Consider the following 24717-nt stretch of genomic DNA (forward strand, 5'->3'; position numbering starts at 1 on the left):
ATTGAGATAGAGCAAATGAACGAGATTCAAGAACTGAAAGACCTCCGCGAACAAACAATCCTCGAGAAGGAAACACTTGAGCGCGAACTGGTCCCCTATGCGGCTGCACTGGAAGACTATGAAGTGCTGCAAAGTTTGGAAAGCAACTTGAGGTATGAAATCACCGATAAAAAAAGAGAGGTCGGCTACCGTGAGCGGGACATCGAGACGCTCGATAAGAAGATCCATCGCAGAGAAACACTGGCCAATCACCAGAACCTGATGGCTGGCTATATCGAAGCCATCACTACATGGAAAGCTGACGAAGAAGAGCTAAACCAAAAACGTAATAGCATCAGCACGCGCTTGGAGCAGGTTCGTCAGCAAGCCCATGAAGATATGGCAAAAGCTCGGCAAGCCGAGACAGAGGCAGCTACTGCATATGCACAAGCAGTCGCTTGGGGCGATGTGGAGGGGGAGAAAAAAGCTAATGACGACGCTCAAAAAGCTGCGAAACATCTCACCTCCGCCGCTGAGCATCATCGTCGCCAACAGCTGATTATTACTGCGCTGGAGCAAGAAATCGTCACTATTGATCGGCACATCTCAGAAGCACAGAAAACGCGCGCAGACATTGAAAACCAAGCGTCACGCTTGGCAAACACAGTGCTTGAAGAAAAGTGGAATGCTGCTGCAATAGCTCTGCTCGAAGTAGGCGGCAAGCTATGGGCCGCTCGACGCCTAATAGATCGCGACCCAATAGCGCTGACGAATCTGAAAATCCCTGAGCTGGGCGAAAACTACGGGCCTTGGGGCTGGAGTGATCTTTCAGAACGCTCTTATCAGCATAGCTTCGAAGACGTACTCGCTATGTGATATAGCTTTCTCCTGAGACGGCTTGGAAGCAAGGCCGTCTCGGTCACCCAAGAGGCCCACCATGATCGCTGCCACACAAAGCAAAATCAGCTATTCGGATTCCCTGAAAGCCAGGAAAACGCACCTGAACGGACTGATAAACCTCGTAAAGCCAAGGATAGAGAAAGCTACAAAAATAGAGACAATGACGATTGCAGCAATCAATGCAGAGATTAGGGTCATAGAACAACAGCTCGCAAAACGGAGCTAATGCCTAGACGGAAGCCCGCTAGGCTTCCGCCTTAGCCTGAACTTCAAATTTCTACTAACAGCACTACAACCCCACACCAAAAAATCATATATTCCCTACCTTTTTTGAAACGACGTATTTAACCGATCAAAGGCCTGGGCGATAGGCCTCTATCAGCCAAAAGCAGTCGCCCATGAACGAACATTTCCGATCTGAAGCTGCCGTTCGCGAAAGGCAGCAATTAGCTATAGCGGACGGCCATACTCCCCAGGATTCTTCAATTATTTTCCAGAAAATAAATCTCTGAGCATGGGCTGTCGAAAGCTCGGTAAGTTGGAGCTTCCAGCAGTATCGCGACCGGTCACCTCAGCCGCGGTGATTTTGTGGCAGCCAATGATTTTCAGCCTCTTGCACATCCTCTTCATAAGAATTGCGCATGTGATTTCGCCGCAAGAATATGCAGGCCTTGCATGCCGTCACTAATGAGGCATGCCGCCCTCACTAGGGTGATCGGACGGTCGCCTCAAGGAAATAGATAGATTGAATATCTGTGCCACTCAAGGACAAGGCAGATCATTGCTCCGCAAACGAGCCATTCTGAAAGTAGAGTTTGCGACCTTCCTGCACCTCGACCTCATCACCGAATCCAGCCCCAAGAAGTGCGAGAGTGCGCTTCACCATCTGTATGCCTTCCTGTTCTAGGTAGCTATAGAAGGCGTGATGATAAGTGAGTCCTTCACGGAAGTAGTAAGGGCTTTCTTGTGTTCCTTCTCCAAAAACATCTCGTCCGCGCTTGAGTTTATTGCCTTTGAGAATTCGCATTGACCTGATGCTTTTGTCAAGCGGGTCCGGTTTGTATTGAAGAGTATCAAGACGTGAACCGATGATCATCGATTCTGACTGTCGCTCCATCATTGCATCGAAGCTGCAAAACTCAGAGAGAATAATTGTCAGTTGAGCAGCCAGTTTTTTGTGGCCGTTTCTCCATCCTTCTCCTCCGGCACCCAGCAGATCGCCCCCGGTGGCGACCGTGCCATGCATTATGTGTGACAAAAGGCCATAAAGCTGCAGGGTGCCGGCTTGTTTGGAGTTCAGCGCTTGAACAGGTATCAGGACGTTGTAGTGCTTAATGACGATTTTCTGCCATAGCCCCCGCCAGCCTGAAGGAATTCCGGAAGGATCCGAAGTTCCGGCCAACACTCTGGCCAAATGTTTTTCCGCACGAGCAAACTCTTCAGTGACGTTTGTATCACAAGAAGCCCTCTTCTCTGCCTCACTCCATAAGCGTTGTAACTTGCTACTCAGCTCAACTGCTAGGGCATGATGCTCAAGTATTGATCGCACAACCAATGCGGCTCCAAGCACATTCCGCACATTGATCAGATGCGCAGCCTGATGAGCCATTGAGGTCAACTTATACTCAGTCAAGTGGATACTAAAGCAAAGACTTGAAACCAATACCGGGAGGCGAGTTTTACCATCCGATGAATCTGCGCTGACAGACAGTGAATTGGCCTTCACAGCAAGCTGATTTTCCAGCATCACGAGGTTCGAATATCTATTTATCCCTGATACAGTCCGGAAGGCCAGCGGCCAGTACTTAGGATCAACCGAGCGTTCTTTCAGCGCTTGGATCGCTTCAACATCAGTTGGCCAGTCCGCTTTAAAATTCCAGTTGTTCTCACACTTGCCAAGATGACGAAAATGCTCGATGGATGTTTCTAGTGCCTGTGGCCAACCATCCTCGAGCACGCACCCACGCAGGGCCAGAATCGTGTCGTCCGCTAAGATAAAAAAGGCATTCTGTGGTTTTTCAACAGGGGCTTCGTTTGCCCAAGGCAACGAGAGGAAGCATTCATAAATCGTTACAAAAGCTTCGACCAAAACCTTGGCGGCCACGAGGCTATGTGGGCGCACAGACAGAACATGGCTGCCATAATTCGGATGGACGTATTCGCTGAGCCGGTCGAAGGCTTCCTGGAGTGCATCGGAACGCTGCCAAAAGTCTTTATCTGAAGCCTTCTCCTCCAGTTGTTCTTTATCTTTGGCTGTAGATCGGGGGAAAATACGCGTCTGCAGTGTGCGGACTGCATCGCCGATTAAGTGCTCGTCCCAAACGTCCCCCTTCTGATGCAACAGAACTTTCGCTGCAACTTGCAGCACATCAAGCTCCTCGATCTGAGTTCGCAAAGCCAACGCGCTCAAATGTAAATCACCTGAGCTCGCCGCATGATCGAGCAACTCCTCAAGAAGCAGCCAGCGGGGCCAGACGCAAGCTTTGAGTAGCGGCTTTAGGTTCTCTACAAACTCCGGAGTGAATACCTGCGCGCCTGCAGCCTGTGCAGCGGCAGGGAACAGTACCAAATCGCCAAGATCAGCTAGCGATGGTGGTGCTTGGTACCCACTATGTCGCAACGTTGCAAGCTCATCGACTCTGGACGTCAAATCTCCGAGTTGAGTATCCCAAAGAGGACGCCACGGTCGAAATACGGGAGTTGTCAGCATTGCTCGCTCACTGTTCTGAGGGTGAATCTGTTAGGCCTGGCACTATCTGCCAATGTTGAGATCATTTAACCATGCGGAACCACTGTCAGCAGTTGATTCTGGTTAGCACATGAGAAAATTCGAATGGATCGCCTCGACTCTAACAAGGTACTGGAAGCCCGATCCTGGCAGATAGCAGTCCTTCACAAACGGCGGCTATCGGTCAAAGGCGGACTGTGACTTTGGCCGGGCGTAGTCTGACAAAAAAGTGAGCTGAACTTCGTTTAGATTAAGATTTAGATTTAAATGAATCTGCAAATATGGACCATTCGAACGATATGAAAATAACACGGCTTTTCGGTACAAGTGTTCCTGACTACATATTACGCTAAAAACATTACTTACCCCCTTGCGATTTCCGCCCGAAATAAGGGCACAAGCTTCCGCGCACTCGCACGGAATTTAGCATTGTTATGTAAAGCTTCGCGGAAGCTAGGATTAACTTCGAAGGGATTTTTTTGGAAAAGTCCGTAACACATCGACTTTAGTTTTGACAAGCCGAAATCTTTTCGGGCAATAATATTTACCGCTATAGTCAAATTAGCGGCAACTACAATATCTATCACCATCCACTCTTTGCGCAATTTGAGTTCATTGACCTGCAATTGAACAAATAACATGACTCTATCGCCGACTTCGCTAGATTCTAGGGAGTTGAACCTGCGACTGAACTCAAGCGCTTTTCTGCCCCTATCTTCTCCAGAGATAAGGGCAATCCCGCCCCCCAATCGACATTCCCATTACAAAGCCATATTAACCGATAACAGAAGTATAGTCGGAGCAAGAAAAAGCAGACCTAGCAATTTTTTGCCCGTGATAATTTTTTTGTCCGAACTTACCCTAAATACTTATGACATTGCGATGATAAGTACTTTCTCAACCTCTAGCACCCGCTTTGGGTCGAAAGTGAATGGTCGTAAATAACTGCTATTTACAGAGGCTGTGTGGAAACCCAAATAGTTCTTTGAGAAGGGCGAGCGTACGTGAAAGCGGTAGAAACGTGGTTGTTAGCTAACGCAAAATTTGCGTAGAAGCGCGAAACCTGTTTATTTTCTAACCAGTGGGATCGCGCCGCAGGTTTTTCACATAGCTAGGGCCCAAGACGGACGGCAGAATCTAGTGGTACAGGCTTCGTCGTTACTACCTTAGGCTAGCATGGTTGCCTAAGGTACGGAAAAGGCTGGTCAGGGAGCGAACATTTAATCTGGGATAATTTCGTGACAATGGAAGTATAATGCATTAATTGTTTTCATTTTTGAAGTTTAATAAGCATTGAATATCTTGCAGGAGGCAGCTTTGGGAACGAGCATGATTACGCATATGGTAATTGTCCCGGAAGACACACGGTCGCGTCGAACGACTTTCTTCCAGGGCTTTTCAAATTTTTGGTTTCCTGAGTATACTCAGATTCTTCGTGCGCTGACTTTCTTCCCTCTTGACTTAATTGATCCGTTGCTGCCAGCAGAACAATATATTATTGCAAGAACGCTTAGTGGCAGTTCCAAAATTCAATTTTTGAGAGCTGATTTGCTCGCCCAGTATTTGAAGATATCGTCAGACAAAAACTTGATACTTTGGAGTAGCGAACTCACTGCATCGCAGGTTAGCGATGCGATAAAAGAAGAAAAATATAAGCCGCTTCATATTTCAATGGCGCGAATTGATGGTGCTATATGCATCTATGATCTGGATGAAAAAGTTGCTCGCGACCTAGCTCTTGGCATGCTTTCAGATTCCGCTGTACATAATGATGACCTTCGCCAAGCCAAGGAGCATCTTGAAAAAATTGAATCTGCTTCAACCCTTAGCCGTGTTATTGAGGCTAGAGGGCATAACTGCACTGATCCAATGATGAGTGTGCTTGCGAATTGCGGGTATCAAATCAACATAACTCCAATAAAACCATCAGACTCCATAGAGAATCACATTCTCGGCATGTTGGAATTATCAAAAGAAATTGATACCTTGAGGCCCGAGCAGTGGCGAGATTCTCCACTTAGAAATAATGACTCGTTAGTGTACTGTCCGTCAGCTTATACGTTCCTTTATCGGGTTGAGGGGGTTTTATGGAAAAAACTCAATAGAGAGCTCGATAACACTAAGAGGAATTTCTTAAAAAATTCGATTATACGCAATCGAGGCTATGGGAATAGCGTTACGCAACTCGATGACCAAGCAATGTTTAACCCATACACTGATAAGGTATTAGGGCCTCTTCTGCGCGAAAAACAGGGAGAGCTAAAATTGTTTACGACGGTAATTGGGCTGTTTTCAGTAATTCAGTGCATACCGGCTTTTCGGCTGCCTAACTCAGTGATGCTTCACCACGCAAAACTGCGGGCAATAGGTCAACTTATCAATTCAAACAATAGGAAGCGTCGCGAAAAACTTAACTTGCAGTTTGAAGAGTATAGCAGGGCTATAAAGAGTGATATTGGTGAAGAGCTAATGCACGCGAGCTTTATTGGCAGAGATAAAATTGTTTGCGTATGTGACCTACCAGTGGAATGGATCACCCTGAATCATCTTCCCATAATGTACTCTCATGAAGTATCAAGAGTCCCATCAACACCTGGCAATGTTGCAATAAGCACGCTTTTGTCTCACACTAAAAAAATATACCCATATTCTTCTCTGTGCGACATATTAATTGTGCGATCTTTTGCTAAAGGTGATCCTATTGCGGACCATCTAGTTTCGTCCGTTAATTTTATGATTGAATCGGGACGTTTAAAGGGTCTAAAGGTTAGGGTGGTCGATATAGTCTGCCGTGTTGATTTGGTTAGCGCGCTGAATGATTTCAAGGGTCTAATGGTGATTTTTGACTGTCATGGAAATCATGGTGGTGAAAATGATAGTGCTTGGCTGGAAGTAGGCGGAGAGCGCTTAAGTGTCTGGCATATCTATCAAGAAGCTAGGGTCCCGCCAATTGTTCTATTGGCTGCATGCAGTACGCATCCTGTGGAGGGATCACATGCTTCGGTTGCAAATGGTTTCCTTGAGTCGGGAGCCCAAAGTGTAATCGGAACCTTCGCCCCTGTAGACTCCGCACATGCAACGGTATTCGTAATCAGACTTCTTCAGCGCGTAGCAGTATATCTTCCTCTAGTTCTATCTAAGCGCAATTATAACTGGCGAGAGGTCGTGACTGGTTTGCTGCGAATGTCTTATGTAAGCGATGTGTTGGATTTATTAAAGGACGAAATGAAAATATTGACCAATGAAGACTATAACAGAATTCATATCGAGGCCAATATGTCAATCAATGCACGTGAGGACAAACACTGGTTTGAGGAATTCAAGGGCTCTGTCTGCGAAGCCTTAAAGTACGAAAAAGAGCAAGGTGATTTATTTTGGAAGACCAATTTCCAATTTTTGGATTCAATGTTGTTCGTACAGCTTGGAAGACCTGAAAATATAATCATAGGTCAGTTGAGTAAGTAACCGCTTCGGGGTGAATAGGTACTGTCTGGCCTTTACCACTCGCAGTGGAGGGCCAGACTTCTGTCTGCCATGCCATTTCAAGAGCATCTTCGACCTCGATACCAAGTACCTGACAGTGCTTTACAGCTTCGTATGACCAAGTAAGAGTTGGATCACTCAAGATACATCATCCTTCATACTTGCTCAGCCATCCAAGACACGGCTGTTGCTAGTTGGGTTCAAGCATGCGACCAGCTAGTCGTTCGTCGATAGGAAGAATCATCCGTGGCACCTCTAGTAGGACACTATGCAATGGAAATTCTATCGGCAGGTCGGCCAAGGTGGGAACGTCCTTCCAAGTCTTGGGTGCACCAAAACGCGGTTAATAATAGCCGTGAAAGGGGAGTAAATCTCCCCTGGTTTTGTAGACGCAGGATGACCGCTGCTAGCCGACTGCTGCCTGTCACGAAAGGCTGCAATCGGCCAATGGCGGACGTTGTACTCGGTCCGATTTCAACCTACAGCTGCCAGCCACACCTGCCACACCTGCCACACCTGCCACACCTGCCACAAGGGCATACTTGTCGAACTGTTTGGATCATTCCACTTATGCGCATGCCTATATCATCAGCGCAGCCTTGGCCCTGTGTCTTCTCAATTGCTGGAATCAAGGGGAATGGCTCCCAATTGATTACAGACCCTTTTCAAGGTTCTCATCGGCGGAGTGTAACCGTCTGCATAGACCTCATAGCTGATCTCGTTTTTGCGGTTCAGCTGCCCAAACCGGGAAGCGCAAGCCTTCGGCCTTCTTGTCCTGCACAATGAATCCAAGACTGAATCGCGCGCGCGTGATGGCGACGTACATCTTGTTCTGAGCTGTTTCGTCCTTCGCCGGAAACGGCTTTTGGCCGTCAAGGACGAAGTGCAGTTGGCTTTCCGCGGGAAGCACCAACACCCGTTCAAAACCCAGACCTTTACTCGCTCCAAAGTTGTAGCATCGCGCTTGGGCAGGAAGTAGCTTCGTCCCGGACGTTACGCTCCAGCGCAGCACCATAGGGTCAAACACTTTGATGTATTCAGCGACGTCCGACTCCTTGACGATGAAAGTGCCGAGGTGATGGGCAAATTCAGGTGGGGTCTCTTTAACCGCTGATTCCGTCGCTTCATATGCGCCCTTGTGGACCGCGTCAGCGACGTCACAAATCGGCTGAATGCACCTCCGGTTGAGCACCAATGCCTCCTCCACAAAGCCCATAGACTTGAAGGCAGCGATCTTGTCAGCTGCCGTTTTAGGTGCTTTTTGGCCAAACGTCGTCTCGTACACCGTCTGCCGGAAATCTCCCACGCACGTGATGGGTGTCAGCATCGCTTTGCTCAGCCCCTTTAGCACCTCGTAGTCCCACCCAATCAGATCTTGGACCTCATCAAAGAACACCTGAGTGTAAATCTCCCCTAGTCGTACTGCAGCAGCGTTTTTCGTGGCCTTCATGATCCTGCTCGCCAATTTTGCGAGAAATCCAGTGTGAGCCTTGGTCTCGCATGACGTCAGAAAGTGTTTTGGGTTGTAACTCTTATCGTCCAGCTGCTCCGCGCGCCCCGGAAGCATAAACGTTGAATCTGGCTTCAGATGAGGATTGCGCTGGTTGAAACAAATGCCATCGATCCGCCGTGAGAACAATGCCTGCTGATACGGCCTCACCATGTCTTCTAGGTAAAAAGAGAACAGACCTTTGACCACGAACCGATCACTGTGCGTACCAAATACCTCCAGAAAACGACGTCTCAGTTCCTGCTGGTTACTGGTCGTGTAGGTCACAACCAGAACCCTTCCCCCGCGCTCGATTTCGGCGATTGATTCGATAATGACCTTGTGAGTCTTGCCTGAACCGGCACCCGCCATGCAGAGGTTATTAGGCAAAGTTCAGTACCTCAGCGAGGAAGGCAGGATATTTGAACGGCTTATCAGTCTCGAAAACGCTGATGGCAGAATCGACTTTCTTTTTGCCTTTGCCGTCTCCGTCACTGCTTCTAAACCACTCCACGATAAACTCAAGCTTTTCAGCAAAGGTAAGTTTGGCAGCTAACAGTTTGAAGGTTTGGGCGGAGAGGACAATTTCTGCAAATGCCAGCAAGTCTTTTTCCGATGCGGCATTTGCTGAAATCATCGCTGGCTCCAGCGAAAACTCATTGTTGTTTTCTGAAGAGACCAGCTTTATGTTTGGGAAAGCCTTGTATTCCTTACGTGCTTCAACGACGTTCTTTTCGTAATTGCCATCGTTATCCCGTAAGACATTAATTGCGGTACCGATTTCTTTGCCAATAGCAATGAACGTCTTAAAGCCGACGCCACGTACCACAATAATATCGATCCCGTCCTGCTCTGGCAGTCGCCCCTTGTGAGTGTCTTTGTAGATCTTTTTGAGGATCAACTCATCAGAGGGACCTTCGACCAATACCACCTTCTTCGAGAGCGCGACACGCAGGGTGTCGTAGCCTGGTAGCCGCTTCAGCGTCTTGACCACTCCCTTATCCAAGAGATGAAGTCTCTTGTATGCGTCATGCAGCAAGCAGATTTTATTGACGCTCAGTTTGTTCAGAACATACGAGCTGTGGGTGGTTAAGAACAGCTGCTTGCCGTCTCGTTGATCCTCGATGTCTTGCACCAACTTACTCAGCTCGACATGCGAAAGGTGATTTTCCGGCTCCTCCATCATCACTAGATCGATGTCTTTTGACTTGTTGTGCAGGGCCAGCTTGATTTGCACCTTGCTCTGCTCACCCTTGCCGATCATGTGGAACGGCACGGCATTTACTTCAAGTTGCAGAGCGTTCTGTAGGGCGCCAGCGGGCATGGTGTTGGCGGCTATGGTTAGCTTCTTTTCAGTGATCCTGTTATCGGAATCCAAGTCCTTGTTGACGGTGGTGACCTCATCTGTGTTGTTGAAGGACTGGAGGGTTTCACGGTAGTTCAGGCTCAGACGGTACTCTTCGTCCTTCCTGAGTGCGGTGCTCAGCACATTCGAGATGTACTGGTTTTTGCCGTAGGTGGGATGAATGCGAGTGGGGTCGATGTAGAGCGCTCTAAATTTCTTAGTCATCGGTTTGATAACATTCCAAGCAAAATCCATCCATTCAACTTGGTAGAATTCCACTGGGATACTGGTTATCGCGGCACCGGAGGCTAGGTAATCGTTATAGGCATCAGTAAAATCTGGATCAAAGCTGGCTCTGATCTGAACTCCCTGAGCATCTTTCTTCAAACTGTTGTTCGCACCGCGGTAGTCGGGCACGTTCTTCATGTACGCCTCAATCACGAGGATCGGTAAGTCTGCAGGCGTTTTTGGCGATGCTCGGAACGCAGCGACTGTCTCTGCGTTGAATAGATCAGGGGAAAATTCGCTGTTGAATGGCCGACCGCGATACTGAAAATTGAGCACGATCTCCAAAGCTTCCAGGATCGTGCTTTTGCCTGCATTGTTATCACCTACGAAAATATTTACATCTTCGTTGAAGTCAAAAGTCTGATCCTTGAACTTTTTAAAGTTGATCAGGCGTAGCGATTCTATGAACACGATTTCAAATCCTTATGAGACAGCGACGAACAACATGGCGTTAGGCCATCAACCTCACGCTATATTGCCGTGGACACCTTGTCTAGTACACCCACTAAGCAGGCACTGCGTTTAGTGTCAGAATGTGTTGACGCCTGAAGTAAGCAGTAAAGAAGGGCTATTCGATTGGAGGTATGCGTTGCGTTTGCCATCTGCATTTTGATTGATAAGTCAAAGCAGGAGGCTGCAATTGGCCTAAGTCGCATTGCGACCGTAGGAGCCCACTCAATTAAAACCCAACAGGTTTAACGTCCAAGCACCATGACATGCGTATGGGGAACAACACCCCTTCTGGCCGATTGCTGCATCAGGCCAACTCCAAGCTTGGGATCAAAAATTACCATTCCGAGAGAACATTACATGTAACACCCGCCGCTCTTGTAACACTTAACTACGAGTACTATTTAAAGCGATGTAACTAGCAAAAATCCTTTAAAATCATATACCTAAATTCATCTGTAACATGTGTAACACTCGTAACATAGCTTTCGAGCGACTATCCCCTAGCCCCCAATCGGTGGTGCCTTCCGCGATATGAGCAGAGGCACTTCCCGGCGCGTCAAAAGTCCCTAGGGCCACAGGGACTTATTGCAAGGTACGGGGCAGGAAACCCGCGCGATTGTGTTAGAGGAAAAGTGCACAGCTTAGTGAACAGGTGAACCGGGTGAACTGATGGTTCACCAGTGCATTTGCACTATGGCTCAGGAGCCGCTGGGGACCCTGGGCATTTCGAGGAGACACGGGGCAGGAAACCCGCACGAAATCGTTAGTGGCTGGGTTTCAAAGTTTGTTGACCACACTTGACCGGTTGACCCAGTTGACTCACCTAGGTGTTCACTATCAGCAACACATCCGGTGCCGTGCGGTGTGCCAAGTCCCCCTCTCCTCTTTTCTTCAATACCTTTCAATTTCAACGATTGAAATTTCAATAAGCTGGGTGCCCTGCTGCTAAAAAAATTCCGCGGGTTTCCTGCCCCGTACCGGCATAAATCTCTCAGGGTCCCCAGCAGGATTTTGAAACCCTCCCCCTACGAAATGACCTGATGACGGGGAAACTCATCCGACCTAGTATCAAGCGCAGAGCTAACAGCCCGGTTAGCTATGGAGAAAAGGAATCCTCATGGAAATGAAGCGAGTGAACTCATCAGCGATCAATGCGGTTGGTTACGATCCCGCTACTCGTCGTATGAAGATCACATTCAAGCAAGGGCATACTTACGATTTCTGTGGCGTACCGGCAGACATCCATAGCGGGCTGATGAATTCTGGGTCGAAAGGGGTGTACTACGATCGAGTAATACGTGACCGTTATCAGTGCTGAAAATCGAGTTGTAAGGTGCCAGGCGGCCCCCAGCAAACGGGGGCGTGTATCCCCACATGTATCCCTAACAAAACCGAACCCACCACAACCCAATGAATACAGGCACTTTAGCATTTAGTTCAAATGACCCCGGCCCACCAAATCCACAAAAAAAGACGTCCAAGGACGTCTTTTTTTGTGCCTGAAATTCAGCAAAACCCGGGCTCTACACCCAGGCCACCTCAGGCAATCGGAATCAATGGATCCGCCGCCGCCCACGCCGCGTCACGGTTTGCGGCTGGCGGGTAGATCCACACGGTGTTGATCTGGGTCTTCAGCGATTTGCCTTCCTCGCGGGTCAGCTTGACCTGGCGATCCCAGCCTTCGGTGTAGACCGCGCCCCAGCCTCCCAGGTCCAGGCACGTGACGTACTTGGGCTGGCTGTACGCAATCGGTGCCACGCCCAGGATCTGGGCTGCAACGTTGTTGCCTGCGTGACGCCCCAAAACAATGGCGTGCTGACATGTCATCAGTGCATGGTTGCCCAGGTCATCGGTTGCGGCGTAGGCAACATCACCGGTGGCAAAGATGTCTTTCTGGCCAATGACTTTAAGGTGGGCATCCACATGCAGACGCCCAAGGGAATCACGCTCTCCCGGGATCTGCGCTGTCAGCGAGCAAGCCCGCACACCTGTGGTCCAGACCACGGTCTTAGCGTCGATTCGCTGGCCATCTCCAAGGGTCACGCCCTGTTCATCAACGGCCACCACCGACGATTTCAAGCGCCATGTCACTCCCAGTTCATCGCTGGCCTCGGCAATCGACTGGCTGATTTCAGCCCCCATTGACGCCCCGACTTTTTCACCACGGTCCACGATGATCACTTCAACGTCGGCGTGATCACCCAGTATGGCCCGCAGACGAGCTGGCATTTCGGTCGCTGTTTCAATGCCGGTAAAACCGCCACCCGCCACGACCACTGTGTTGCGGCCACGGCTTTCTGGAAGGTCTGCCAGTGACTTGAGGTGATTTTCCAGGCGCACGGCTTGCTCGATCTGGTCCACATCGAAAGCGTATTGCGCCACGCCTTGGGTCTCGGGGATCGCAAGCCGGCTGCCGGTGGCCAGAACAAGTTTGTCGTAGCTGAGTACGTGTTTCGTGCCGGCGGCATCGATGTAACCGACCGTTTTTTGCTGGGCGTCGATGGTCTCTGCCGCCCCCTGGATGAACGTTACACCTACTGCATCGAACAATTCGCCAATCGGTGCGAACAGCTGGTGCGCGTCCGGCTCGTAAAAACGCGGGCGTATGCGCAGCTCGGCCTGAGGGGCCAATACGGTCACTTCAACTTCGTCGTGGCCATGAATGTCGAACAACCGCGTTGCACTCAAAGCGGTCCACATGCCACCGAAGCCTGCGCCAATAATCAGAATCTGCTGTTTCATTTTTTATCCCCTGATGAGAAGCCCGAGCAAAGCAACCCCGAATGACGATCACCACCGAACCTCAATAACGGCGACTATATTAGTCGTAGTTATGTAGAGCAATCTTTATTTTTTGCCCATGACCCTGCCGTCACGCCCAAGGAGCGTTGCTCGCCTGACTGATCGCTGCTAAAATATGCGACTAATTCAGTCGGAGATCTTGATGTCTCTTTACAGCGCGGGCGTTGAGTACGGCATTCACTGCCTGCTTTTTTTAGTAGGTGATGGCGGCGAAAGCCGTGAAGCGAGCGTGCGTGATCTTGCAGAGTTGCAAGGCGTACCTCAGGACTACCTGGCAAAGATTTTCACCAAGCTGGCCAAGTCCCGACTGGTCGTGGCCACCGAAGGCGTGCGCGGCGGATTCAAGCTGGCCAGGCCTGCTGACGAAATCAGCATTCTCGATATCGTCAACGCTATCGACGGCCAGAAGCTTATTTTCGATTGCCGGGAAATTCGTGGCCGCTGCGCACTCTTCGAAGGCTCGCCGCCTGCCTGGGCGCTGGACGGCCACTGTTCGGTTCACGCGGCGATGATGACGGCACAAAAGCGCATGGAAGAGGCCCTGGCTCAACAAACCATTCTTGATCTTGCCCGAAAGGTCGGCCGAAAATCCCCCGCCGAGTTCCCGGCACAGGTCGGCAAATGGATCAACGATCGTCGAGAGAAGAAAAGCGCCGCGCAGCCTTCTGACGACCAGGCCATCCCGGTAACTGACATCTCGGACTAAGCCCCGGCCCTTTTACAAACCCCACCGCAAGCGCCGACAAAATCAGCACAATCGATACCCCCTCACTGACATCCACCGAGTGTCCAAGCATCAGCACCGACCCTGCGACCCCGAATACCGGAATCAGCAAGGACAGCGGCGCCACCTCGGACACCGGGTATTCGCGCAGCAATAAATTCCAGCCCCAGTAGCAGAAATGCGTCGCTGCGTAGACCTGAAACAAAAGCGAGAACACCGCTACCCACTCAACGTGTTCGACCAATGCGGTAAACGGCGCAGATCCGTGGGCCAGCCAGGTGAGCAGCAACAAGGGAATCGGCGGGAACACGCTGGCCCAGACCACAAAGGCGAACATCTCCCGGACCCTGGACTGCTTGATGATGACGTTGCCCACACTCCAGCTGAATGCACTGATCAGCAACAAGCCATAGCCCACGGTCGTGCCGTGGCCGGGACTGGCGAGAATAATGCTGACCAGACCCAGCACCGCAAGCCCTACCCCCAGCATCTGACCCAGGCTCAGATGCTCGCGAAACAGCAACACCCCCCAGCCCAGGGTGAAAAAAGCACTGAACTGAACCAACAGGGCAGCAGTTCCGGGCGGGACTCCCAATTCGATGCCCAGGTTAATCAGCGCCCACATCGCAACACCAAAGATCAGTCCATAAGCCGCCAGCCACTGCAGGGCTATCGGGGGACGCTTGATAAAAAACACCCACGGCAACGCCGCGAGGGTAAATCTGAGCGCAGTCAGCAACAACGGATCAATGGCAGCCAGGCCCAATTTGGTAATGGGAAAATTAAACCCCCAGACGGCCGTCACCATGACGGCCAGGGCCACGTGTTTCTTTTGCATAGCGTTCTGCTTCCAGTAGGCAGGGCTGGCGAGCGTGCGCACCAACCGAGGCGTCACTATGAACACTTGCTACCAAGGCCCGCTTGCACTATCAGGTCATAGATCATTAAATTCGGGCCATGCGCGAAACTGACATCGATACCTACGAGAACATCCCCCGTGACGCAGTGGTCACGGCCAATAACTATGCAGACGGCCAGCACTTTGCGCTGCACACCCATCGTCGCGGGCAATTTGCCTATGCCGCCAGCGGTGTCATCACCGTACTTACCGACCAGGGCAATTGGGTCGTACCCCCGCAAAGGGCTATCTGGGTTCCAGCGGGGGTGCCTCATGAAATGAGCATGGCCGGGCCGGTGACCATGCTGAACACTTATATCCGCAGTCCCGCCTGCAGCCGGCTTGGCCTGCCCGCACAGTGCCAGGTCTTCGGTATCTCGCCCCTGCTCCACCAGCTGCTGATCCAGGCCGTGGATATCCCGGCGCTGTATGACGAGACCCGTCGGGAGGGTCTTGTGATGGGCTTGCTGCTTCACGAAATAGCCGGCATGCCGCCCCTGTCACTCAATGCACCGTTGCCGGGTGAGCCAAGGCTGGCACAGGCCTGTCGTACGTTGCTGGAACAGCCGTCACTGGATATCGGGATTGATGAGATGGCCCGCCAGGTCGGCATGAGCCGCCGCACCTTCACCCGGCTATTTCGCCAGCAAACCGGAATCAGCTTTGTCGAATGGCGCCAGCAAGCATGCCTGTTGGCAGCCGTGGTGCGCCTGAGTAACGGCGAAGCCATTACGCGAGTGGCGACTGACCTGGGCTATAGCAGCCCGAGCGCCTTTACCAGTGTGTTTCGCAGAGTGCTGGGCGCGGCACCCAGCCGGTATTTTCCGAAAGGACTGCCTTGAACCGGTCACGGCCAAAGCTAATACCCATAAAAAAACCTCGGCCCTTTCACAAGGGCCGAGGTTGTTTATGACGCGAGCTCAAGCCGCGCTTGTCGACTGCCCGCCACGCACGTCAGGCTGCTTCCAGGACTCTGCCGCCGACTCATCGATGGCTTGCTGGATAGCCTTTTTACGATGCTCTTCAGCACGACGGCCGAAGAACCACACCATGAAGGTCATCAGCGACACCGCCAGCAGGATCAGGCTGGCCACGGCGTTGATCTCGGGTTTGACCCCCAGGCGCACCGCCGAGAACACTTCCATCGGCAAGGTCGTGGAGCCCGGCCCCGACACGAAGCTGGCCAGTACCAGATCGTCCAGCGACAGGGCAAAAGACATCATGCCCCCGGCAGCCAGTGACGGCGCGATCATCGGGATGGTGATCAGAAAGAACACCTTCCACGGCTTGGCACCCAGGTCCATCGCCGCCTCTTCGATCGACATGTCCAGCTCGCGCAGACGTGACGACACCACCACCGCCACATAGGCCGAACAGAATGTGGTGTGGGCGATCCAGATAGTGACCAGGCCACGCTCTTGCGGCCAGCCGATCATCTGCGCCATGGCCACGAACAGCAGCAACAGCGACAGACCCGTGATCACCTCAGGCATCACCAGCGGCGCCGTTACCAGGCCACCAAACAGCGTACGGCCCTTGAAGTGCGAGATTCTGGTCAGCACGAACGCCGCCAGGGTGCCCAGCGCGACGGCTGCAATCGCCGTGTAACAGGCAATCTCCAGCGAGCGCATCACCGAGCCCATCAGTTGCGTGTTGTCCAGCAACCCCGCGTACCACTTCAGCGACCAGCCGCCCCATACCGTGACCAGCTTGGAGGCGTTGAACGAGTAGATCACCAGGATCAGCATCGGCAGGTAGATGAACACCAACCCCGCGACCAACATAAAACTAGAAAAACGGATGCGATTCATATCTTGCCCTCCAGCTCTTTAGCCTGGCTGCGGTTGAACAGAATGATGGGCACGATCAGGATCGCCAGCATGACGACAGCCAGCGCGGACGCTACGGGCCAGTCACGGTTGTTGAAGAATTCCTGCCACAACACTTTACCGATCATCAGGGTTTCAGGACCGCCGAGCAGTTCCGGAATCACGAACTCGCCCACCACCGGGATAAACACCAGCATGCAGCCGGCGATGATGCCGTTTTTCGACAACGGGACCGTGATTTTCCAGAAGCTGTTGAACGTGCTCGAACCCAGGTCAGACGCGGCTTCCAGCAGGCTGGTGTCGTGCTTCACAAGGTTGGCGTACAGCGGCAGGATCATGAACGGCAGATACGAATACACAATGCCGATGTACACCGCGATGTTGGTGTTGAGGATCTGCAAAGGTTCGCTGATCCAGCCCATCGACATCAGGAAACCATTGAGCAGGCCGTTGTTGCTGAGGATGCCCATCCAGGCATACACCCGGATCAGAATCGCGGTCCAGGTCGGCATCATGATCAGCAGCACCAGCACGGTCTGCATCTCTTTGCGCGCATTGGCGATGGCATAGGCCATCGGATAACCGATCAGCAGGCACAACAGGGTGCTGAAAAAGGCCATCTTCAGCGAGCCCAGGTAGGCGGCGATGTACAGCTCGTCGTCACCCAGCATGGAATAGTTGCTCAGGTTCAGCAGCAGCTGAATTTTCTGGTCAACGTAACCGTAGATCTCGGTGTAGGGCGGAATGGCGACGTCGGCTTCGGCAAAGCTGATCTTAAGAACGATGAAGAACGGCAGCATGAAGAACAAAAACAGCCACAGGAATGGAATCCCGATGACCAACTGACGGCCACCGGGGGTTATTCGTTGCAGTCGGCGCTTGAGTTTTCGCATGTTCATGAGCGCAGTACCACGCCGCTGTCGTCTTCCCACCACACGTAGACCGCGTCGTCCCAGGTAGGGCGCGCGCCACGGCGTTCGGCGTTGGCCATGAACGACTGGACGATCTTGCCCCCGGGCAGTTCCACATAAAACACCGAGTGACCACCCAGGTAGGCGATGTCATGCACCTTGCCGTGGGACCAGTTGTAGGCCGACTCGGGCTTGAGGGTGCTGACCAGCATTTTTTCCGGGCGGATGGCGTAGGTAATCGATTTGTCCTGCAAGGACGTCGTCACGCCGTGGCCCACGTAGATCTTTTGATCCAGTTCCGGGCTGTGGATGATCGCGTAGCCCTCCTCGTCATCAATGACCGAACCGTCAAAGGAGTTCACGTTGCCGATGAATTCGCACACCATCCGGCTGACAGGCGCTTCATAGATGTCGACCGGGCTACCGATTTGAGCAATCCAGCCCAGGTGCATGATGGCGATACGCTCAGCCATGGTCATGGCTTCTTCCTGGTCATGGGTCACCATCACACAGGTCACGCCAACCCGCTCGATGATCTCCACCAGTTCCAATTGCATCTGCGAGCGCAGTTTTTTGTCCAGCGCGCCCATCGGCTCATCGAGCAGCAGCAGTTTCGGGCGCTTGGCCAGCGAGCGGGCCAGGGCCACGCGCTGACGCTGACCACCGGACAATTGGTGCGGCTTGCGTTTGGCGTACTGGGTCATGTGCACCAGTCGCAGCATTTCCTCAACGCGGGCCTCAATGTCACTGGCGGACAAGCGGTCCTGCTTCAAGCCAAAGGCGATGTTCTGCGCCACGGTCATGTGCGGGAACAGCGCGTATGACTGAAACATCATATTGATCGGCCGCTCGTAGGGCGGCATGTCAGTGATGTCTACACCGTCGAGAAAAATACGGCCCTCTGTTGGGCGCTCGAAGCCTGCCAGCATGCGCAGGAGGGTCGACTTTCCGGAGCCGGAGCCTCCGAGCAGGGCGAAGATTTCACCTTGATGGATCTCCAGGGACACATCGTCAACAGCGATGGTTTCGTCGAACTTCTTGGTAACACGGTCGACTTTTACCAACACTTTCTTCGGTGCCTGGTGACCTTCAAGAGCCTTCCTATAGGTACTGGAGGCGTTTGCCATATGAAACTCCCAACAGGTTTCAGTCGCCAGGCCAACGCGGCCCGACTTAGTAGTGGATAACCCGCAGCGAACGGGCTCATTCGGCGCCGCATTTGCGGTTGCCTGGTTGTACTTGTTGTTATCGCGGTGTGTTGCCGTGAGGGACTGACACGCAAAGAAACGCCCACCTGCTTACGCAGACAGCCCAATCCATAAGCGAAGATGAAAACCGTCAGTCAGCTTGAATCACGAAGAGATGCTCGTTGCCGGCATGCATCGCCAAACGCCTGGAAAATACTCAAGTAGACAGGGTTGTTCTGAACCTGCCATTCCGGATGCCATTGCACACCCACGGCAAAAGCCTGGCTGAACTCGACAGAAACTGCCTCGATCAGACCGTCCGGTGCAACGGCTTCGGCACGCAGGCCGGGGGCCAGGCGATCAATGCCCTGGCTGTGAATCGAATTGACCTGGAACGTGCGAGGCAAGCCCAGCGCGTCGAAGACACCACCCGGCTGCACCTCGACGTCATGAGCCGGTGCGTACTGCACGGCCAGGTCCGGGTGATCCGCTTCGCGGTGATCGAGAAAGCCGGGGAGCTCGTGGACTTTCTGGTGCAGGCTGCCACCGAATGCCACGTTCATTTCCTGGAAACCCCGGCAAATGCCGAGCACCGGAACGCCCGCAGCAATGGCCGCACGCAACAGAGGAAGGGTCGTGGCGTCACGCGCCGGATCGTGATCCGTGCCCGGCGTGCTGGGGGCACCTTGATAGTGGAATGGCTCCACATTCGAAGGCGAACCCGTGAACAACACACCATCCAGATGGGCGAGCAGCTCATCTGTTTCGGTCAGTTGCCCCAGGGAAGGAATGATCACCGGCAACCCCAGAGACGCGACGCTGACAGCACGCAAGTACTTGTCGCCGCTGACGTGGTAAGGGTGCAGGCCAATCTGTTTGACGCATGCAGTAACGCCGATCAATGGCTTGAGTGCCATTTTTATCACCTCGAAGTTTCACACTTGAACGAGCTTTTCCGGAGCTTAGTCTTGTTGATTTTAATTAACAACTCCAATGTAAAAAATCTAAAACACTTCAAGGCAAATCATCAGCCTTCTCAGGCTAGAAATGGCTTATCAGAGACCAAAAAGCCCTCATCCGCCCTAAAAAATAACGATTTAAGACAGGGTGTTCGCTATTGACTTCACTAAACCTTTCGGATTGACTGAGCTCGTGAAAGGGCAGTGAACATAATAATTAACATAATAGGTGCATCATGTCGGTTCCCCTGCGCGCAGTTCAGCTCAATGAAGCGAACGCATTCCTTAAGAAATATCCTGAGGTTTTGTACGTCGACCTTCTCATTGCGGATATGAACGGCGTGGTGCGCGGCAAGCGCATCGAGCGCACCAGTCTTCACAAGGTTTACGAGAAAGGCATCAACCTGCCCGCCTCCTTATTTGCACTCGATATCAACGGCTCTACGGTGGAAAGCACCGGCCTGGGTCTGGATATCGGTGACTCGGACCGGATCTGCTACCCCATCCCCAACACCCTGTGCATCGAGCCGTGGCAGAAACGTCCGACGGCACAACTGTTAATGACCATGCACGAACTGGAAGGCCAGCCGTTCTTCGCTGACCCGCGGGAAGTGCTGCGTCAGGTCGTCTCCAAATTCGATGACATGGGCCTGACGATTTGTGCAGCCTTTGAACTCGAGTTCTACCTGATCGATCAGGACAACGTGAACGGCCGCCCGCAATCGCCACGGTCGCCGGTGTCAGGCAAGCGTCCAATGTCGACCCAGGTGTATTTGATCGACGACCTGGACGAGTACGTTGACTGCCTGCAAGACATTCTTGAAGGCGCTAAAGAGCAAGGCATTCCGGCTGACGCCATCGTCAAGGAAAGCGCCCCGGCCCAGTTCGAAGTCAACCTGCATCACGTGTCCGACCCCATCAAGGCCTGCGACTACGCGGTACTGCTCAAGCGTCTGGTGAAAAACATCGCCTACGACCATGAGATGGACACCACCTTCATGGCCAAGCCGTATCCGGGCCAGGCGGGCAACGGGCTGCACGTGCACATTTCGATTCTCGACAAAGGAGGCAACAACATCTTTGCCAGCGAGGATCCCGAGCAGAACGCCCCATTGCGTCACGCGATCGGCGGTGTGCTGGAGACCCTGCCCGCGCAGATGGCCTTCCTTTGTCCGAACGTCAACTCATACCGCCGTTTCGGTGCACAGTTCTATGTACCGAACTCGCCAAGCTGGGGCATCGATAACCGCACCGTGGCAGTGCGTGTGCCAACCGGTTCTGCCGATTCCGTGCGCATCGAACACCGCGTCGCCGGCGCCGATGCCAACCCGTATCTGTTGATGGCCTCTGTACTGGCCGGTATTCACCACGGCCTGACCAACGAAATCGAGCCAGGCCCACCGGTAGAAGGCAACAGCTACGAGCAAAACGAACAGAGCCTGCCGAACAACCTGCGTGACGCTTTGCGCGAACTGGACGACAGCGAAGTCATGGCCAAGTACATCGACCCGCTGTACATCGACGTATTCGTCGCCTGCAAGGAAAGCGAACTCGCCGAGTTCGAGAACTCCATCTCGGACCTTGAGTACAACTGGTACTTGCACACCGTGTGATGGACCAATCCGCTGTGGGACCCGGGCCTGCCCGCGATGTCGTCGGCACATCCAGCATGGATGTCGCCTGACACACCGCTTGCGCGGGCAAGCCCCCTCCCCGGCGCCTGTGTTTTCTCCACTCGTCAATGGGTCGCCTGCACGTCCGGCGACCCCTTTTCCCCTGCATCGAGTCACTCCAATGGCAAACACTCGCAGTGACTGGGAGCAACGCTTTCAGTCTTTGACACTAGAAGGCCGGGCATTCATTGATGGTCAATACCGTCCGGCACTCAGCGGCGAAACCTTCGAATGCATGAGCCCGGTGGACGGTCGCTTTCTGGCGAACGTCGCCAGCACCGACGAAGCCGACGCCAATGCGGCGGTGATCGTTGCTCGCAAGGCGTTTGAATCCGGCGTCTGGGCCAGGCTCGCCCCGGCTGAGCGCAAGCGCATCCTGATTCGTTTTTCCGATTTGATTCTGGCAAACCAGGAAGAACTGGCGCTGCTGGAAACCCTGGACATGGGCAAGCCCATCAGCGACTCCATGACCATCGATATCCCGGCGACCGCCAACGCGATTCGCTGGAACGCCGAAGCCATCGACAAAATCTACGACGAAGTCGCGCCCACCCCCCACGATCAACTAGGCCTCATCACCCGTGAACCTGCTGGTGTTGTGGCGGCCATCGTGCCGTGGAATTTCCCGCTGATCATGGCCAGCTGGAAGTTCGCCCCGGCCTTGGCGGCAGGCAACTCGTTCATCCTCAAGCCTTCGGAGAAATCGCCACTGACGGCGATCCGCATCGCGCAACTGGCACTGGACGCCGGTATCCCGAAAGGGGTGTTCAACGTCCTGCCGGGCTTCGGGCACACCGTCGGCAAAGCGCTTGCGTTGCACATGGACGTCGACGTCCTGGCCTTCACCGGCTCGACAGCCATTGCCAAGCAACTCCTGATCTACTCGGGCCAGAGCAACATGAAGCGGGTGTGGCTCGAGGCGGGCGGCAAGAGCCCTAACGTGGTGTTTGCCGACGCGCCGGATTTGCCCGCCGCCGCGCAAGCAGCCGCCAGCGCCATTGCCTTTAACCAGGGCGAAGTCTGCACCGCAGGTTCGCGCCTGCTGGTGGAACGCTCGATTCGCGAGCAGTTCATTCCCCTGCTGGTCCAGGCCATGCAAGCCTGGAAACCGGGCCATGCCCTGGACCCGGCAACCACCGTGGGTGCCGTCGTCGATCAGCGCCAAATGGAAGCGGTCCTGCGCTACATCCAGATCGGCAAGGACCAGGGCGCACGCCTGCTCACAGGCGGCAATCGCACCCTCGAAGACACCGGAGGCCTGTACGTGGAACCGGCCATCTTCGACGGTGTGACCAACGCCATGACCATCGCCCGGGAAGAAATCTTCGGTTCGGTGCTGTCGCTGATCACCTTCGACACCGAGCAAGAAGCGCTGGCGATAGCCAATGACTGCATCTACGGCCTGGCCGCAGGCGTATGGACCAGCAACCTGAGCAAGGCCCACACCTTTGCTCGCGGTTTGCGCGCCGGCAGCGTATGGGTCAACCAGTACGACGGCGGCGACATGACTGCGCCGTTTGGCGGGTTCAAGCAGTCGGGTAACGGTCGGGACAAATCCCTGCATGCGTTCGACAAATACACCGAGCTCAAGGCCACCTGGATCAAGCTCTGACACCTTTGCGACGGCTGTCGCCAGCACGTGTCGACAGCCATCGGAGAAACTTATGAAACAGACACACATCAACAGCTACTACGCCGCGACCCGCAACCACACGGGCGACTTCCCGACGCTTGAAGAGCTGGTGGAATGCGATGTCTGCGTGATCGGCGCGGGCTACACCGGCCTGTCTTCAGCCCTGTTCCTCGCCGAAGCAGGCTACAGCGTCACCGTGCTCGAAGCCGCCAAAGTCGGCTTCGGGGCCAGCGGTCGCAACGGCGGTCAACTGGTCAACTCCTACAGCCGCGACGTGGACGTCATCGAAGCGCGCTACGGTGACAAGACTGCCGAAGTGCTTGGCAGCATGATTTTTGAAGGCGCCGACATCATCCGTCAGCGCATCCAGCACTACGACATCCAGTGTGATTACCGTCCCGGCGGGATCTTTGCGGCGCTGAACAAAAAGCAGCTCAAAGGCCTGACCGAGCAGAAAAACAGCTGGGAACGCTACGGCAACCAAAACCTGACACTGCTCGATGCACACGACATCAAGCGTGAAGTGGGTTGCGACAACTACGTGGGCGGCCTGCTGGATATGCAGGGCGGACACATCCACCCGCTGAACCTGGCACTCGGCGAAGCGTCGGCAATCATCGGCCTGGGCGGCAAGATCTTCGAGCAGTCGGCTGCAGTGGAAATCACCTACGGCGAGCCGATCACCGTGCGCACCGCCAAAGGGGTGGTTCGGGCCAAGTACCTGCTGATCGCGGGCAACGCCTACCTGCCGCAGAACCTGGACAGTCGCGTGACCAGCAAAAGCATGCCCTGCGGTTCGCAAATTGTCGTGACAGAGCCGCTGGCGGAAAACGTCGCCCGTAGCCTGATCACCCACAACTACTGTGTTGAAGACTGCAACTACCTGCTCGACTACTACCGCCTGACGGCCGACAACCGCCTGCTGTACGGCGGCGGCGTGGTCTACGGTGCCCGCGAGCCGGACGACATCGAGCAACTGATCAAGCCGAAAATCCTCAAGACCTTCCCGCAATTGAAGGACGTGAAGATCGATTACCGCTGGACCGGCAACTTCCTGCTGACCATGTCACGCATGCCCCAATTCGGGCGTATCGAGAAAAACGCCTACTACATGCAAGGCTACAGCGGTCACGGCGTCACCTGCTCGCACCTGGCGGGCAAACTGATTTCTGAAATGATCCGCGGTGACGCCGAGCGTTTCGATGCGTTTGCCTCGTTGCCGCACATGCCCATGCTCGGTGGCCGGACCTTCCAGGTCCCGCTGACTGCCATGGGCGCTGCGTACTACGCAATGCGCGACCGTTTCGGGATCTAGCTGCGCCCCTGTGGGAGCGGGCTTGCCCGCTCCCACTCCGGCAATCAGGGTTGGCCTGCGCTATTTACCGAACCTGCTGAGCAACACGAACAAACGTGATTTAATAGTCGCCTTTCACGTT

The 24717-nt window shown here is 53.5% G+C and carries 18 protein-coding genes; 8 read left to right on the forward strand and 10 right to left on the reverse strand.

Annotation, left to right across the window (positions count from 1 at the left end; genetic code table 11):
- The first annotated feature begins 15 nt into the window (after nt 1–15).
- Nucleotides 16–855 (forward strand): chromosome segregation protein SMC, encoded by an 840-nt coding sequence (locus tag AACY07_RS18285; RefSeq protein ID WP_339476600.1) that lies wholly within the window; start codon nt 16–18, stop codon nt 853–855.
- An 802-nt stretch (nt 856–1657) separates the two neighbouring features.
- Here the strand turns inward: AACY07_RS18285 and AACY07_RS18290 are convergent.
- Complete coding sequence (locus AACY07_RS18290) at nt 1658–3589, reverse strand: hypothetical protein (protein WP_339476601.1); 1932 nt, start codon at nt 3587–3589, stop codon at nt 1658–1660.
- 380 nt (nt 3590–3969) lie between these two features.
- Nucleotides 3970–4248 carry a hypothetical protein gene (locus AACY07_RS18295; RefSeq protein WP_339476602.1) on the reverse strand — a complete coding sequence of 93 codons (279 nt, stop codon included), beginning with the start codon at nt 4246–4248 and terminating at the stop codon, nt 3970–3972.
- A gap of 688 nt (nt 4249–4936) precedes the next feature.
- On the opposite strand from AACY07_RS18295, the gene AACY07_RS18300 reads away from it, so the two are divergent.
- Entirely contained in the window at nt 4937–7072 is a 2136-nt protein-coding gene (locus AACY07_RS18300; protein ID WP_339476603.1) for a hypothetical protein, read from the forward strand.
- 724 nt (nt 7073–7796) lie between these two features.
- On the opposite strand, the gene AACY07_RS18305 is transcribed toward AACY07_RS18300, so the two are convergent.
- Together AACY07_RS18305 and AACY07_RS18310 are read right to left on the reverse strand one after the other, a co-directional pair.
- Entirely contained in the window at nt 7797–8969 is a 1173-nt protein-coding gene (locus AACY07_RS18305; protein WP_339476605.1) for a UvrD-helicase domain-containing protein, read from the reverse strand.
- Nucleotides 8962–10623: an ATP-dependent nuclease gene (locus AACY07_RS18310; RefSeq protein ID WP_339476606.1), complete on the reverse strand. Its 1662-nt coding sequence runs from the start codon at nt 10621–10623 to the stop codon at nt 8962–8964. The genes AACY07_RS18305 and AACY07_RS18310 overlap by 8 nt, the downstream gene beginning before the upstream one ends.
- A gap of 1165 nt (nt 10624–11788) precedes the next feature.
- On the opposite strand from AACY07_RS18310, the gene AACY07_RS18315 reads away from it, so the two are divergent.
- Nucleotides 11789–11983, forward strand: a complete 195-nt coding sequence (locus tag AACY07_RS18315) for a KTSC domain-containing protein (protein ID WP_339476709.1) — start codon at nt 11789–11791, stop codon at nt 11981–11983.
- A 221-nt stretch (nt 11984–12204) separates the two neighbouring features.
- Here AACY07_RS18315 and AACY07_RS18320 read toward each other — a convergent pair whose 3' ends face one another.
- Complete coding sequence (locus AACY07_RS18320; RefSeq protein WP_339476607.1) at nt 12205–13407, reverse strand: NAD(P)/FAD-dependent oxidoreductase; 1203 nt, start codon at nt 13405–13407, stop codon at nt 12205–12207.
- A 202-nt stretch (nt 13408–13609) separates the two neighbouring features.
- Here AACY07_RS18320 and AACY07_RS18325 point away from each other — a divergent pair, with 202 nt between their 5' ends.
- Nucleotides 13610–14173 (forward strand): RrF2 family transcriptional regulator, encoded by a 564-nt coding sequence (locus tag AACY07_RS18325; RefSeq protein WP_133078321.1) that lies wholly within the window; start codon nt 13610–13612, stop codon nt 14171–14173.
- On the opposite strand, the gene AACY07_RS18330 is transcribed toward AACY07_RS18325, so the two are convergent.
- Entirely contained in the window at nt 14094–15029 is a 936-nt protein-coding gene (locus AACY07_RS18330) for an EamA family transporter (RefSeq protein WP_339476608.1), read from the reverse strand. The two genes, AACY07_RS18325 and AACY07_RS18330, sit on opposite strands and share 80 nt — an antisense overlap.
- A 119-nt stretch (nt 15030–15148) precedes the next feature.
- Here AACY07_RS18330 and AACY07_RS18335 point away from each other — a divergent pair, with 119 nt between their 5' ends.
- Entirely contained in the window at nt 15149–15931 is a 783-nt protein-coding gene (locus tag AACY07_RS18335) for an AraC family transcriptional regulator (protein ID WP_339476609.1), read from the forward strand.
- 78 nt (nt 15932–16009) lie between these two features.
- Here AACY07_RS18335 and AACY07_RS18340 read toward each other — a convergent pair whose 3' ends face one another.
- The 4 genes from AACY07_RS18340 to AACY07_RS18355 form a co-directional block, all read right to left on the reverse strand.
- Entirely contained in the window at nt 16010–16900 is an 891-nt protein-coding gene (locus tag AACY07_RS18340; protein WP_133078324.1) for an ABC transporter permease subunit, read from the reverse strand.
- Nucleotides 16897–17817 carry an ABC transporter permease subunit gene (locus AACY07_RS18345; protein ID WP_133078325.1) on the reverse strand — a complete coding sequence of 307 codons (921 nt, stop codon included), beginning with the start codon at nt 17815–17817 and terminating at the stop codon, nt 16897–16899. Before AACY07_RS18345 ends, AACY07_RS18340 begins: the two co-directional genes overlap by 4 nt.
- Complete coding sequence (locus tag AACY07_RS18350) at nt 17814–18956, reverse strand: ABC transporter ATP-binding protein (RefSeq protein ID WP_133078326.1); 1143 nt, start codon at nt 18954–18956, stop codon at nt 17814–17816. The genes AACY07_RS18345 and AACY07_RS18350 overlap by 4 nt, the downstream gene beginning before the upstream one ends.
- Nucleotides 18957–19171: 215 nt before the next feature.
- Nucleotides 19172–19933, reverse strand: coding sequence for a gamma-glutamyl-gamma-aminobutyrate hydrolase family protein (locus AACY07_RS18355; RefSeq protein ID WP_339476611.1), 762 nt, complete (start codon nt 19931–19933; stop codon nt 19172–19174).
- Nucleotides 19934–20211: 278 nt separating this feature from the next.
- On the opposite strand from AACY07_RS18355, the gene AACY07_RS18360 reads away from it, so the two are divergent.
- From AACY07_RS18360 to AACY07_RS18370, 3 genes are all read left to right on the forward strand, one after another.
- A complete protein-coding gene (locus AACY07_RS18360; RefSeq protein ID WP_339476613.1) occupies nt 20212–21588 on the forward strand; it encodes a glutamine synthetase family protein in 1377 nt (458 codons plus the stop codon).
- Between the two features lie 181 nt (nt 21589–21769).
- Nucleotides 21770–23260 carry an aldehyde dehydrogenase gene (locus tag AACY07_RS18365; RefSeq protein WP_338648829.1) on the forward strand — a complete coding sequence of 497 codons (1491 nt, stop codon included), beginning with the start codon at nt 21770–21772 and terminating at the stop codon, nt 23258–23260.
- Between the two features lie 52 nt (nt 23261–23312).
- Nucleotides 23313–24596, forward strand: a complete 1284-nt coding sequence (locus tag AACY07_RS18370) for an NAD(P)/FAD-dependent oxidoreductase (protein WP_133078329.1) — start codon at nt 23313–23315, stop codon at nt 24594–24596.
- Nucleotides 24597–24717: the final 121 nt, after the last annotated feature.

The organism is Pseudomonas sp. RL_5y_Pfl2_69, assembly GCF_963970465.1.
Classification (GTDB): domain Bacteria; phylum Pseudomonadota; class Gammaproteobacteria; order Pseudomonadales; family Pseudomonadaceae; genus Aquipseudomonas.